Genomic DNA, 12,140 nt, shown 5'->3' on the forward strand with positions numbered 1-12,140 from the left:
CGGTACCCCATGTGCGAGCTCAAGCTAGCCTCACCCCCCTGAGAGCATGCTGAGGGCGAGGAGGTGGCCTGCATGACCGAGGACACGCGGGACGCCATCCGGGCCGTCGCGCTGGACCTGTTCTCCCGGCACGGCTACGAGCGGACCAGCCTGCGTGAGATCGCCGAGCGGCTGGGCATCACCAAGGCCGCGCTGTACTACCACTACCAGTCCAAGCAGGCCCTCCTGCTCGCGATCATCGAGCCGTTGATCTCGGAGTGGAAGACCGTCGCGGACAAGACCGACACCCTGGCGCACACCCGGGCCAACGTCGAGCGGGTGCTCGGCGAGCTGCTCGACGTGCTGCTGCGGCACCGTCCGATCGCCGGCATGTTCACCAGGGACGCTCCGGCGGTGCTCGAGGCGGTCGGCAAGGTGTACGAGGAGCTGTTCGACCTCAGCCAGCGCCTGCACACCTGGCTGGCCGGCCCGTCGCCCACGGCCGCCGACCGGGTCCGTGCGGTGGCCTGCACCGAGGCGCTCGGCGCGGCCCTCGGCTGGGGGCCCACGGTGACCGACGTCCCCGACGAGGAGCTGCGCGCGGTGCTGCTGGAGTGCGCCACCGCGGTGCTGCGGCTGGACGACCGGGCGCCCGCCTAGCCTTGCCTCAGGCGACGTCGAACTCGTTGCCCTCGGGATCAGCCATCGTGACGTGGTGGCCGTCGTCCACCCGAAGGACCGTGGCGCCCGCCGCGGTGAGCCGGTCGACGTGCTGAGTGATCCGGGCCCAGCGCTCCTCGGCGCTGCCCTGGCCGGCCACCCGGATGTCGATGTGCATCCGGTTCTTGACCACCTTGGGCTCCGGCACCTTCAGCAGGGACAGCCGCGGCCCCTGCCCGTCCGGGTCGCACAGCCAGGCGCCGTCCCCGTCGTCGTCGGAGAGGTCGAACTGGGCCAGCCATTCCTCCCTGGTCTTGTACGGGGCCGGTGGCGGCTCGTCGAGGTAGCCGAGGGCCAGCTTCCAGAACTCCGCCAGCTTGGCCGGGTCCGCGCAGTCGAGCGTCAGATCGATCTTGTGTGCCATTCCCGCACCGTACGCGGGGACTACGACAGTGTGGGATTCAATGTGAGGGCGAGGCTGGAAGCACCGTTCACACCCATCCGCCATCCCCCCGCCGCGTCCCCGCTCTCGCCGTTGCCGGCCGGCGGTCGGCGGACACCGACCCCTCGGCGACCCTGGCGGCCCGGCCTCGGCGCCGGTAAGCCCTCACAGCGTTGAATCCAACGTGAGGGCGAGGCTGGAAGCACTACTCACCGTTGCCGGCCGGCGGTCGGCGGACACCGACCCCTCGGCGACCCTGGCGGCCCGGCCTCGGCGCCGGTAAGCCCTCACAGGTCGTGCACGAAATACTCGGTGCCGACGGTGGGGTCGCTCTCCAGCGGCTCGCGCCGGCCGGTGGGGACGAAGCCGTTGCGCAGGAACAGCCGGCGGGCCGGCTCGTTGCCGTCGGCCACGCGCAGCTCCACGGTGTCGTAGCCGTGCTCGCGGGACCAGTTCAGCACCTCGGTCACCAGGGCGTCGCCAACGCCCTGGCCGCGCGCGTCGCGGGACACCCAGGCGGCGACGAGGAAGACCGCCTCGGCGCCGTCGGGAGTCCAGCCGGCGATCGCGCCGATCGTCTCGTCGCCGCGCAGCGCCACGGCCGTCATGCCGCTGCTTGGCGCGAGCCGGCTGCGCCAGGTGGCCTCGTCGAACTGCTGCTCGTAGGCGAGGGTGGATCCGTAGGCGTAGGGCGCGTCGGCCAGGGCGGCCAGCCGGACGTCGCGCCACAGTTTCCAGTCGTCCGGCTCCAGCCGCCGTACCCGGACGCCACCAGTCATGGCGGAACCGTACTTGCGCGTCACGAACGATTCAACATAAATTCGGGTCCATTCCAGGGAATTGCTCGCCATTTCCCGCCGTAAGGAACGCGATTTCCGCTGGGCCGCAGGAATATGGTCGCTAGGGGATCACGCGGTAGTGGGTGGTGAGCCGTCGATCATCGGCCAGGATATGGAAGGCGATGGCCGGCGGCTGGACCAGATCGAGCGGGCCGCCGGCCTCCCACGGCAGCGTGAGGGTGGAGACCACGCCGGGCGCCACGAGAAGGGGGCGGCCGGCGAAGGTGCTGGCGGCGGCCGTGTGCGCGTGGCCGCACAGCAGCGCGACGACGTTCGGATGCCGCGAGACGAGTCCGGCCAGGCGCTGCTCGCCGGTCTGCCTTATCCGGTCGACGAAAGGCGCGTGCAGCGGGATCGGCGGGTGGTGGAAGCAGATGAACGCCGGGGCGTCGGGGTCGGTGGCGAGGGTGGCCTCGATCCAGGCGAGGGTCTCGTCGGCGAGGAAGCCGTCGTCGCGGCCGGGGATCGAGGAGTCACAGAGCAGGAAGAGCGCGCCGGCGACGCGGTGGGCGCGGTTGATGGGCGTGTTGTCGGCCGGCTCGTCGAGCAGGGCCTTGCGGTAGGTGGCGCGGTCGTCGTGGTTGCCGGGACAGGTCAGCACCGGGCGGGACGTGGTCAGGACCGTGGCCACCTGCTCGTACTCGGCGGGCAGGCCGTGATCGGCGAGATCGCCGGTGACCAGGATCGCGTCCAGCCGGCCGGGCAGGCCGGCGAGGTAGCGCATGACCCGCTCGGCCCGCTCCTGGTTGCGGTCGCCGAGGTCGATATGGATGTCGCTGAGGTGCGCCAGCACGATCATGCCCGTGATCCTGTGCGACGCCGCCCGGCGCGGCAAGGCGGAACTCCCGCGCGGGCGGCGGTGTATCAGCGGGCATGCGGATCGTGCTCATCGGTGTGGTGGCCGCCCTGATCGTGGCGGCCGGGGTGTACCTGATCATCCGGCCCGGCCGGCAGGAGACCGTGGCGGTGCATCCGCCGATCACGCCGACCGCGACGGGCACAGCGGATGCCGGGATCACCATTCCGGAGGGGTTCCTGCGCGGTGAGGAGCTGTCCAGGCGGCCGCTCGACCAGCCGGAGGTGCGGTGGGTGCGCACCGACGAGCCCGGCCTGCCGTCGCTGCTGAGCCCGTGTGGGACGCAACCCGGCGACGAGGCCGGGCGCGCGGCCGGCCGGCAGATGGCCCTGGTCGCGCCGACCCTGTACAAGATCGAGCGAATGGTGATCTACCGCGACGAGTCCGCCGCCGCGCGGGCCATGGACGGCTACCGCGACGCCCTCACCCGGTGCGCCCGCCACCCCGAGCCCGACGGCGCCACCACGGTGTGGATCTGGGAGCCGCTTGACATCGGCGACGAGGCCCTGTTCCTCGCCGGCCAACGCTACGAAGGAGATCGCGGCACGCACGGCCACCACCGCGGCGTGCTCACGCGCAAGGGCCGGACCGTGCTGATGTACGTCGACTTCGGCCAGGCCACCACGATCGCCGACCGCTCCGAGGTCGCCCTCTACGAGCAGGCCGCCCGGGACATGGCCGACAAGATCGCCTCCGCCCCCTGGAGCTGATGCCAGGCTTCGGTGGAGAACCGGAGCATCGAGCCATCGGCGTTCTTGGAGTCGCGAATCACAACACCTTCGTCGGTCAGCGCCACCTCGACGCAGTCGCTGGCAGTGGGGTCGCCGCTAAAGCTGCTTTTCCTCCACACGGTCGTGGGCGCTCCCTCGGTCGTGGTCGTATGCCAGGGCGGCAACGAACTCCCGAGATTCTCCCTCATCCAGGGCGGCGAGCGCGAGTGCCGGAATCAGCTCGCGGTAGGAGTTGACGTACTCGTTGTCCTCCAGGAATATCCCGCCACCGTAGGTGTCCAGGTACACCAGCGGCAGGTGCTCGGTGAAGGTGAACATGCGGAAGGCACCGCCCACCCTGACCGATGCGGGTATCACGCGGATCGTGATGTGAGGCAATGTATCGAGCAAGGTGAGCGCGAGCAGTTGCTCATGCATGATCGCAGCGTCGCCAATTTCGAGCCGGAACGCGTTCTCGTTGATGAAGAACGTGAAGGGGCGCGGACGGGGCCGGTGTAGGACCTGCTGCCGCTCCAATCGAACGCGAACGGCTGCGTCCGGTTCGAGATGCGGCCATCGGTCGGCGATCATGGCCCTGATGTAGCTCTCGGTCTGGAGGAGTCCCGGCACGATTTCCGGCTCATAGCTGAGGGATCCGCTGGCCGTGGACTCGTGGTAGATCAAGGAGCACAACGTATCTTCCAGGCCGGGCTCGTGCGGATTGAGCCAGTAGCCGTGAACTCGTTCGGCGGCGCGGCACATTGCCAAGACGTCGAGTGCCTGGCCGCGATAGATCTCGCAGAACCCTAGGTAGATCAGCAGATCTACGGTGCTGACCGGGAGGTGGCCGCTCTCGATTCGGGAGATCTTGGTCTGCGTCCAGCCGGTGCGGTCGGCCAGCTCCACTCCGGTCACACCGGCCGCTTCGCGCCGTTTGCGGAGTTCGGCGCCGAGTTCGCGGTAGCACGCAGGGGCGTGGGTTCGTGCCATGGCGACAACGCTAGGACCTGCGGTAACGGGTGCGACCCCGGCGCGCGGGAAGTCCACTCCAACGGATCAGTCGGGGTCGCGGTTTGCCGGGCTGGCAAGGGGGACGACCACAGTTCCCGTCGCGCGGGTGACCAGGAGGGGTGGGTCGAGGACGTTGGCCGCGGAGGGGCCGCGGTCGGGGGTGGCGCGGCAGACGGCGCGCAGCTCGAACTCGATGGTGCGGGAGCGGTTGCCGATGCGGGTGAGGGTGGCCGTGGCCTCCAGGACGTCGCCGGCGTGGATCGGGGCGAGGAACTCGACCGAGGAGTATCCCGCGAACAGGCCCTCGTCGCCGTCGGTGCGGATGGACAGCTCGGTGCCGACGTCGCCGAACAGGCCGAGGCCGTAGGCGCCGTCGACGAGATTGCCGCCGTAGTGGGCGTGCGAGTAGGGCACGTAACGCTTGTGGGTCACCGAGAAACCCTCGACCAGGGTCATGCGGTCTTCTTCTCCTTGATCGCGTGAACGAGGTAGCTGGCCACCTCGCCGGGGGTGGTGCCGCGGCCGAAGACCCGGTCGACACCGAGCTCGGAGGCCATCAGCGGGTCGAACCGCGGGCCGCCGGCGACCAGGATCGGGCGGCGATCACCCATCGCCTCCCGGAATGCCGCGGACATCTCCTGGGTGTTGAGGATGTGCGCGTCCCGCTGAGTGACCACTTGGGACACCAGCACGGCGTCGGCCTTCTCCGCGCGGGCGCGCTTGACCAGCTCGGGCACGCTCACCTGGGCGCCGAGGTTGATCACGCGCAGCTCCCGGTAGTACTCGAGGCCCTTCTCCCCCGCGAACCCCTTGACGTTGAGGATCGCGTCGATGCCGACCGTGTGCGCGTCGGTACCGATGCAGCCGCCGACGACGACCAGCTTGCGGCGCAACAGCTTCTTTACCGTAGAGTTCACTTCGGACGGTGGCAGGAGCGGGTATTCCCGCTCCACCACGCGCACCTCGTCGAGGTCGACGAGATGCCGCACCGAGCCGTACACCACGAAGAACGTGAACCCGTCGCCGATCGGGTGCGAGTGCACCACCATCGCCGGGTCCATGCCCATCTTGTTGGCCAGCTGCTGGGCGGCGCCGTCCGCGCGCGGGCCGGACGGCACCGGAAGCGTGAACGACAGCTGCACCATGCCGTCGCCCTTGGCATCCCCGTACGGGCGGACCTGGGTCATCGGGCCTCCAGCAGCTCGATGGCCGGGTTGCGGTAGCCGTCGGCCTTCTCGACCACGCCGTCGGCGCCCTTTCCGCCGTCCGGTGGGCGTTTCATCAAACCGAACGTGCCGTCGGCGATCGCGTTGAGCAGCCCGTCGTCCACGATTCGCTCGAGCAGGTCCACCGCCTCGCCGAGCACCTGGTGGGCGCGCTTGACGATGAACCCGTCCGGGGCCGGGCGGAAGTCCTCGCGCAGGTTGCCGGCCGCGCCCAGCACGTACCTCACGTTGGCCAGGGCCAGGTCCCGGTCGGACAGCCAGGGCGTCACCACGGCCTCGGTCATCATGCCGACCAGCAGGATGCTCTGCCCGGTCAGGACCCCGGCCAGGTTGAAGAACCCGTCGAGCAGGTGGCCGCGGAACACGTCGCCGGTCATGTGCTTGGTCGGCGGCATCCACTTCAGCGGGGCGTCCGGGAACAGCTCGCGGGCCAGCAGCGCGTGCGCCAGCTCCAGCCGGAACGAGTCGGGCAGGTCGGGGTTGATCTCGAAGGCGTGGCCCAGCCCCAGCAACGGGTCCGGTAGCCCGGCCTCGTGCGCGAAATGCTCGTTGAGCAGCTGCGACACGGTGACCGTGTGCGCGGCCTCGACCGCGTCGGCGGTGGTCAGGTAGTTGTCCTCGCCGGTGTTGATGATGATCCCGGCGCGGGCGTGCACCTGGCGGGAGAACCGTTGGTCCACAAAGGTCCTGATCGGATTGATGTCGCGGAACAGGATGCCGTACATCGAGTCGTTGAGCATCATGTCCAGCCGCTGCAGCCCGGCGAGCACGGCGATCTCCGGCATGCACAGCCCGGAGGCGTAGTTGGTCACCCGGACGTACCGACCCACCTCTTTGGACACCTCGTCCATCGCCGCGCGCATGATCCGGAAGTTCTCCTGGGTGGCGTAGGTACCGGCGAACCCGTGGTGCGTCGCGCCTTCCGGCACGTAGTCCAAAAGCGACTGTCCGGTCGAGCGGATCACGGCGATCACGTCCGCCCCGGCCCTTGCCGCGCTGGCGGCCTGCACCACGTCCTCGTCGATGTCGCCGGTGGCCACGATCAGGTAGATCCACGGCCGCTGCGGCGGGTCGCCCAGCCTGGCCACCAGCCGGTCGCGCTGCGCCCGGTTGCGGTCGATGGTGCGCAGCCCCCGGCCGATCGCGGTGCGGGCGGCCGACAGCGCGCGGGTGGCCTCCCGGCCCTTCGGCAGCGTGTAACGGATCTGGCCGGCGGCGGTGGCCTCGGCCAACTCGGTCAGGCCGGCCAGATCGTGTTGCCGCAGCGCGTGAAACACCGGCAGCGCCACGCCGTGCTCCAGCCCGCAGTGCTCGCGCACGGTGTCCACCACCCGGTTCACCCACGGCACGTCCCCGGCCCGGTGCCCGGTGTCGGCGCCGGTGATCCCGGCCAGCCGCAGCGTCGCCCGCTCCACGGCGACCGTGGTGTGCGCCCTGGCAAGCGCGATCACCGGCTCGGCCGCCCGCGCCGCGAGCCGGCGGGCGGTGGCGACCACCGTCGGATCGAGGTTGAGCAGACTCATGCCGACCCCCTCTCGTAAATGATCCGGCCGTCCCGCACGGTGCGCAGGCACACCGGAAGCGGTGCGCCGGGCTCGAGCGACGGGAACCCGGCGCAGTCCCACACCGCATAGGTCGCCGGCGCCCCGGGCACCAGCTCGCCGGCCCCGTCGACCCCCGCGGCATACCAGCCGCCCCGGGTGTGCGCGGCGAAAGCCGACCAGGGCGCGAGGCCGAACCCGTCGGTGCGGTGGTGCACGGCGGCCCGGACCGCGGCCCACGGATCGACCGGCGTGACCGGGCAGTCCGACCCGAACGCCAGCACCACGCCCGCCTTTTCCAAATGTGCGAACGGGTTGAGCGCGCTGCCCCGGTCCGGCCCGAGCCGCCGGGCGTACATGCCGTCGCGGCCGCCCCACGCCGCGTCGAACAGCGGCTGCACCGAGCCGATCACACCCCACCGGCCGAGCAGCGCGGCCTGCTCGGCCGTCACCATCTCCAGGTGCTCCAGCCGGTGCCGGGAACCGCGCAGCGCCGGCACGCCGACGATCCGCTCCGCGCGGGCGAACCCGGCCACCACCGCGGCGACCGCGGCGTCGCCGATCACGTGGAACCCGGCCTGGATCCCGGCCAGCGTGCAGGCCACCACGTGCTCGGCGATCTGCTCGGCGTCGAGGTACAGCGCGCCCGCGGTGTCCGGCCGGTCGGCGTACGCCGTCCCGAGCGCGGCCGTCCGGGAGCCCAGCGCGCCGTCGACGAACAGGTCACCGGCAAGGCCGCGGGCGCCGTCGGGCAGCACGGTGTTGCGCTCGCCCCAGTAGCCGATCACCTCGGGCAGCGGTTCCGCCGAAAGGGCAAGGAGATCGGCGAAGTCGTCGGCGCCGGAGATGTCCGGGCCGGCGCACTCGTGCACCGCGGTCACCCCCATCGACGCCGCGTGCCGCAGGAACTCCCGCTGCGCGGCGCGCCGCTGCGCCGGCGTGATCGAGTCCAGGAACGCCTTGCGGACCACGTGGTGGGCCGCGCGGCTGACCGGATCGCCGTCCGACCAGCCGGCCGCGGTCCGCGCCCGCGGGGTCACCAGGGCGGTGGACACCAGCGCGGAGTGCACGTCGATGCGCGACAGGTACACCGCGGCGCCGCCGCTGGCCTCGTCCAGCTCCGCCCTGGTGGGCGGGCGGCCCTCCGGCCAGGCGGTCTCGTCCCAGCCGTGGCCCCAGACCAGCGCGCCCGGCGCCGACCGGTCCCGGACGCGCGCGAGCAGCTCGGCCATCGACCGGCAGCCCGTCAGGTCCAACCCGGTGCGCAGCAGGCCGGCGCTGGTGCTGTGCACGTGGGCGTCGACGAACGCGGGCGTCACCAGCGCGCCGTCCAGGTCCACGATCTCATCGGCGGGCCGGTCCGGATCATGGCCGACCCACTCGACCACCCCGTCCCGGACGAGCAACGCGGTCGCGTGGGGTCGGGACGGGCCGTGGATCCGGCCGCCACGCAGCAGCGTGCTGGTCACGTCCCCGAGGCTCCGCGCGACTCGAAGATCGTCCGCACCCCGGGCTCGGCGCGGATCAGGTCCAGCGCGAACTCGGCGTGCCCAGGCACGTAGCCGTTGCCGATCAGCAGCCGGACGTCGGCGGCGAGGCCCTCCGCCCCGAGCGCGACCGCGGGAAATGAGGTGGCCATCGAGAAGAACACGATCGTTCCTGAGTCGGCCGTCGCCAGAATCGCACCATGCTCGCACCCGGGCACGTCGACGCACACCACGGTGACGTCCACCTGCCGGCCGATCGCGTCCGCGACGGCCACCGGGTCACGCGCGTCGGCGATCACCACCCGGTCGGCCAGCGCGGCGTCGCGCACCTGGCGCGCCTCGGCCTCGGTGGGCACCAGGGCGATCAGCGGCGTCGCCCCGGCCCGGCGCGCGGCCGCCAGCGACAGCGAGCCCGACTTGCCGCCGGCGCCCAGCACGCACACCGACGGCGTGTTCGTCGTCCGTTCGACGTGCTCGCGAACCACCCGATCGGTGAGCGCGGGTGCGCCGCACACGTCCAGCACGGCCAGCGACAGGGCATCGGGCAGGTCGTCCGGCAGCACCGCGGCGATCGAGCGGCCGAACAGCACCGCGGTCCCCCGGCACGGCACCTGCTCGGTCGCGCCGTCCCAGGCCCGCAGGCCGTCGTCGATGCGCAGCGGGGTCAGCGTCAGCGAGATCAGCGACGCGACCCGGTCGCCTTTGGCCAGCCCGTGGGGCGACTCCGGCCCGACCTCGCGGACCGTGCCGAGCAGCATCCCGCCGGACCCGGTGACCGGGTTCTGCATCTTCCCGCGCTGCTCGACGATCTCCAGCACGACCCGGCGCACCGCGGCCCCGTAGCCGTGCTGCTCGCGGAGCTGGCGGTAGGACGCGGCGTCGAGGTTGATCCGCTCGACGTCGATGATCACTTCGTCGGGCCATGGCCGCGGATCGGCGTCCAGCCGCCACGCCTGCTGGGGCAGCACCCCGGGCGGCTCGAGCACGCGGTGCAGACCGTAGGGCGACGACACGCCCCGGACGACATCGGCCACATCACACCCGTTCCCGTAGAATTTACGTCATCCAAGCGTTCTGGCAGCATATCTTTACGCAGCCCGACCGACGAGGAGTACAGATGACTGCAACGACAGTATCCGACGCGATCGCGAAGACTGGTCGGCAGCCATACGAGTACGTCCGCAAGGAGCTGGTGGAGCCGGACTGGCGGCGGTTCCCCGGCTGGGCCCACGTCACCGAGGCCGAGTGGCGCGACGCCCAGTGGCAGCGGGTGCACTGCGTCAAGAACGCCAAGCAACTCCGCGCCGTGGTCGGCAACCTGCTCGACGAGAGCTTCTTCGACGACCTGGCCGCCGACCAGGAGCGGATGGCCACCATGTCGATGCTGCTGCCGCCGCAGATGCTCAACACGATGGCGCCCGACGCCGGCACCGACCCAGCCAAGGTCACCGCCGCCTTCCTGGCCGACCCGATCCGCCGGTACATGCTGCCCGTGCGCAGCGACCGCGACCCGGTCTGGCCCAGCCACCCGCATTCCTCCCGGGATTCGTTGCACGAGGCCGAGATGTGGGTGGTCGAGGGCCTGACCCACCGCTACCCCACCAAGGTGCTGGCCGAGCTGCTGTCCACCTGCCCGCAGTACTGCGGCCACTGCACCCGGATGGACCTGGTCGGCAACTCCACACCGTCGGTCGACAAGCACAAGCTGCTGCTCAAGCCGGTCGACCGGCAGGAACAGATGATCGACTACCTGAAGCGCACCCCGGGCGTGCGCGACGTCGTCGTGTCCGGCGGCGACGTGGCCAACGTCCCATGGCACCAGCTCGAGTCGTTCCTCATGCGGCTGCTCGACATCGACACCGTGCGCGACATCCGCCTGGCCACCAAGGCCCTCGCCGGCCTCCCCCAGCACTGGCTGCAGCCCAAGGTCGTCGAGGGCCTCGAGCGGGTCGCCCGCACCGCCGGCCGGCGCGGCGTGAACCTCGCCATCCACACGCACGTCAACCATGCCCGGTCGGTCACCCCGCTGGTCGCCGAGGCCGCCCGCACCGCGCTGGAGGTGGGCGTGCGCGACGTCCGCAACCAAGGGGTGCTCATGCGCGGCGTCAACGCCACCCCGACCGCGCTGCTCGACCTCTGCTTCGCGCTGCAGGGCGAGGCGAACATCCTCCCCTACTACTTCTACATGTGCGACATGATCCCCAACGCCGAGCACTGGCGGCTGGCGGTGTGGGAGGCGCAGGACCTCCAGCACGCGATCATGGGCTACCTCCCCGGCTACGCCACCCCGCGGATCATCTGCGACGTTCCCTACGTCGGCAAACGCTGGGTCCACCAGCTCGCCGAGTACGACCGCGAGCGCGGCATCTCCTACTGGACCAAGAACTACCGAACCGGCATCGAGCTCGACGACCCCGACGCCCTCAGCCGCCACTACCCCTACTACGACCCCATCTCCACGCTGCCGGCGGCGGGCCAACGCTGGTGGGAAGGCAAGGTCGCCAGCTAAGCCAGGGTGTCAGAAGCCCGGGGTACGCCGGGTGAGGCTGCGCGTTAGCGGAACACACCTGCCCGAAGCCGGGACGCGCTCGGCCGCGGCCCACCGCACCGGCGTGTCCCGCCTCCGGGCAGCCGTGTTCCGCCCTCGGGCAGGCGCGCTTTCGCGACACCCCGCCGGCGGTTCGCGGTAAAGCACTGCCTTATTTCGCCCGCACATCTGGCCGTTGGCCTCTATCTCACCGGGCTGGACCGTTCTAGCATGATGGCTTTGGCCGTACGTGAGGGGTGGCATGAATCGTTATCTCTGGGTCGCGCTCGGGCTGCTGGTCATGCTTGCCGCGTCGGTCACCGCGATTTTCACATTCGACGTGTCGCTGACCAGAACCAAGAACGAGATCGAGCTCGCGCTGAAGGCCGTCGTGGCGTGCGCCAGTGTGGGCACGGCGGTGTTCGGGTGGGTGGGCGGCCGAAAGCGGCTCAAGGAGCGCGAGGCACGGACATCGCCCCGACCGGCTTCCATGCCCAGCGTGATCCAGACCGTGCAACTGTCGGAAATGGGCGAGTGGGAGTCCTGCCGGGAATACGTCGGCCAAATGCGCAGGCGGCTGCTGGAGCTGGCCGGTGAGCTGGCCGGTTTCGTGCCGCTGACCACGGTCGCCGATACGACCAAGCCGGTGACGAGACCCGAGCTGCTGCCCAACCTGGAGTGGCTGAGCCGAAAGACCGGGCACAACTTCACCTCCGCGGAGCCGGAGCAGATCGACCTGAGCGCCGTGCCGGAACGCTTCGAACGGGCGGTGCTGCTCGGCGAGCCCGGGTCGGGCAAGTCGACCTGCCTGCGGCAGCTGGTCCTGACCGAGCTGGACCGGTTTGAGCGCGGCAAGGCCGCG

The 12,140-nt window shown here is 70.8% G+C and carries 14 protein-coding genes; 4 read left to right on the forward strand and 10 right to left on the reverse strand.

Annotated elements, in window-relative coordinates; genetic code table 11:
- Window positions 1–72 precede the first annotated feature (72 nt).
- Window positions 73–639 (forward strand): helix-turn-helix domain-containing protein, encoded by a 567-nt coding sequence (locus tag VGX25_RS12835; RefSeq protein ID WP_326917932.1) that lies wholly within the window; start codon window positions 73–75, stop codon window positions 637–639.
- 7 nt (window positions 640–646) lie between these two features.
- Here VGX25_RS12835 and VGX25_RS12840 read toward each other — a convergent pair whose 3' ends face one another.
- The 3 genes from VGX25_RS12840 to VGX25_RS12850 form a co-directional block, all read right to left on the reverse strand.
- The gene (locus VGX25_RS12840; protein ID WP_326917934.1) at window positions 647–1,063 is read right to left on the reverse strand and encodes a VOC family protein; all 417 of its coding nucleotides are present in this window, start codon (window positions 1,061–1,063) and stop codon (window positions 647–649) included.
- Window positions 1,064–1,368: 305 nt separating this feature from the next.
- Window positions 1,369–1,860, reverse strand: a complete 492-nt coding sequence (locus VGX25_RS12845; RefSeq protein WP_326917935.1) for a GNAT family N-acetyltransferase — start codon at window positions 1,858–1,860, stop codon at window positions 1,369–1,371.
- Window positions 1,861–1,981: 121 nt separating this feature from the next.
- The gene (locus tag VGX25_RS12850) at window positions 1,982–2,719 is read right to left on the reverse strand and encodes a metallophosphoesterase (RefSeq protein ID WP_326917936.1); all 738 of its coding nucleotides are present in this window, start codon (window positions 2,717–2,719) and stop codon (window positions 1,982–1,984) included.
- A 74-nt stretch (window positions 2,720–2,793) separates the two neighbouring features.
- Between VGX25_RS12850 and VGX25_RS12855 the strand changes: the two genes are divergently transcribed.
- Window positions 2,794–3,486: a hypothetical protein gene (locus VGX25_RS12855; protein WP_326917937.1), complete on the forward strand. Its 693-nt coding sequence runs from the start codon at window positions 2,794–2,796 to the stop codon at window positions 3,484–3,486.
- Here VGX25_RS12855 and VGX25_RS12860 read toward each other — a convergent pair.
- From VGX25_RS12860 to VGX25_RS12890, 7 genes are all read right to left on the reverse strand, one after another.
- A complete protein-coding gene (locus VGX25_RS12860) occupies window positions 3,429–3,695 on the reverse strand; it encodes a DUF397 domain-containing protein (protein ID WP_414635786.1) in 267 nt (88 codons plus the stop codon). The genes VGX25_RS12855 and VGX25_RS12860 overlap by 58 nt on opposite strands.
- Window positions 3,604–4,476, reverse strand: coding sequence for a helix-turn-helix transcriptional regulator (locus tag VGX25_RS12865; RefSeq protein ID WP_326917939.1), 873 nt, complete (start codon window positions 4,474–4,476; stop codon window positions 3,604–3,606). Before VGX25_RS12865 ends, VGX25_RS12860 begins: the two co-directional genes overlap by 92 nt.
- A gap of 66 nt (window positions 4,477–4,542) precedes the next feature.
- The gene (locus VGX25_RS12870; protein WP_326917941.1) at window positions 4,543–4,953 is read right to left on the reverse strand and encodes a hotdog domain-containing protein; all 411 of its coding nucleotides are present in this window, start codon (window positions 4,951–4,953) and stop codon (window positions 4,543–4,545) included.
- Window positions 4,950–5,684 carry an OAM dimerization domain-containing protein gene (locus VGX25_RS12875; RefSeq protein ID WP_326917942.1) on the reverse strand — a complete coding sequence of 245 codons (735 nt, stop codon included), beginning with the start codon at window positions 5,682–5,684 and terminating at the stop codon, window positions 4,950–4,952. The genes VGX25_RS12870 and VGX25_RS12875 overlap by 4 nt, the downstream gene beginning before the upstream one ends.
- Window positions 5,681–7,246, reverse strand: a complete 1,566-nt coding sequence (locus tag VGX25_RS12880; RefSeq protein WP_326917943.1) for a lysine 5,6-aminomutase subunit alpha — start codon at window positions 7,244–7,246, stop codon at window positions 5,681–5,683. The genes VGX25_RS12875 and VGX25_RS12880 overlap by 4 nt, the downstream gene beginning before the upstream one ends.
- Entirely contained in the window at window positions 7,243–8,733 is a 1,491-nt protein-coding gene (locus VGX25_RS12885; RefSeq protein WP_326917944.1) for an amidohydrolase, read from the reverse strand. The genes VGX25_RS12880 and VGX25_RS12885 overlap by 4 nt, the downstream gene beginning before the upstream one ends.
- A complete protein-coding gene (locus tag VGX25_RS12890; RefSeq protein ID WP_326917945.1) occupies window positions 8,730–9,764 on the reverse strand; it encodes an L-erythro-3,5-diaminohexanoate dehydrogenase in 1,035 nt (344 codons plus the stop codon). The genes VGX25_RS12885 and VGX25_RS12890 overlap by 4 nt, the downstream gene beginning before the upstream one ends.
- 104 nt (window positions 9,765–9,868) lie before the next feature.
- On the opposite strand from VGX25_RS12890, the gene VGX25_RS12895 reads away from it, so the two are divergent.
- The gene (locus VGX25_RS12895; protein ID WP_326917946.1) at window positions 9,869–11,260 is read left to right on the forward strand and encodes a lysine 2,3-aminomutase; all 1,392 of its coding nucleotides are present in this window, start codon (window positions 9,869–9,871) and stop codon (window positions 11,258–11,260) included.
- Window positions 11,261–11,540: 280 nt separating this feature from the next.
- A partial coding sequence (locus tag VGX25_RS12900; protein WP_326917947.1) for a hypothetical protein occupies window positions 11,541–12,140 on the forward strand: 600 nt, incomplete at its 3' end.

The sequence above is a fragment of the Actinophytocola sp. genome (assembly GCF_035942955.1).
Taxonomy (GTDB): Bacteria; Actinomycetota; Actinomycetes; order Mycobacteriales; family Pseudonocardiaceae; genus DASYTH01.

Excerpts from the sequence above, each read along its gene's own strand:
- VGX25_RS12880 (WP_326917943.1), bottom strand. The coding sequence starts at position 7,246 with ATGAGTCTGCTCAACCTCGATCCGACGGTGGTCGCCACCGCCCGCCGG.
- VGX25_RS12865 (WP_326917939.1), bottom strand. The coding sequence starts at position 4,476 with ATGGCACGAACCCACGCCCCTGCGTGCTACCGCGAACTCGGCGCCGAA.
- VGX25_RS12835 (WP_326917932.1), top strand. The coding sequence starts at position 73 with ATGACCGAGGACACGCGGGACGCCATCCGGGCCGTCGCGCTGGACCTG.
- VGX25_RS12855 (WP_326917937.1), top strand. The coding sequence starts at position 2,794 with ATGCGGATCGTGCTCATCGGTGTGGTGGCCGCCCTGATCGTGGCGGCC.
- VGX25_RS12860 (WP_414635786.1), bottom strand. The coding sequence starts at position 3,695 with ATGAGGGAGAATCTCGGGAGTTCGTTGCCGCCCTGGCATACGACCACG.
- VGX25_RS12895 (WP_326917946.1), top strand. The coding sequence starts at position 9,869 with ATGACTGCAACGACAGTATCCGACGCGATCGCGAAGACTGGTCGGCAG.
- VGX25_RS12845 (WP_326917935.1), bottom strand. The coding sequence starts at position 1,860 with ATGACTGGTGGCGTCCGGGTACGGCGGCTGGAGCCGGACGACTGGAAA.
- VGX25_RS12850 (WP_326917936.1), bottom strand. The coding sequence starts at position 2,719 with ATGATCGTGCTGGCGCACCTCAGCGACATCCATATCGACCTCGGCGAC.
- VGX25_RS12875 (WP_326917942.1), bottom strand. The coding sequence starts at position 5,684 with ATGACCCAGGTCCGCCCGTACGGGGATGCCAAGGGCGACGGCATGGTG.
- VGX25_RS12870 (WP_326917941.1), bottom strand. The coding sequence starts at position 4,953 with ATGACCCTGGTCGAGGGTTTCTCGGTGACCCACAAGCGTTACGTGCCC.
- VGX25_RS12840 (WP_326917934.1), bottom strand. The coding sequence starts at position 1,063 with ATGGCACACAAGATCGATCTGACGCTCGACTGCGCGGACCCGGCCAAG.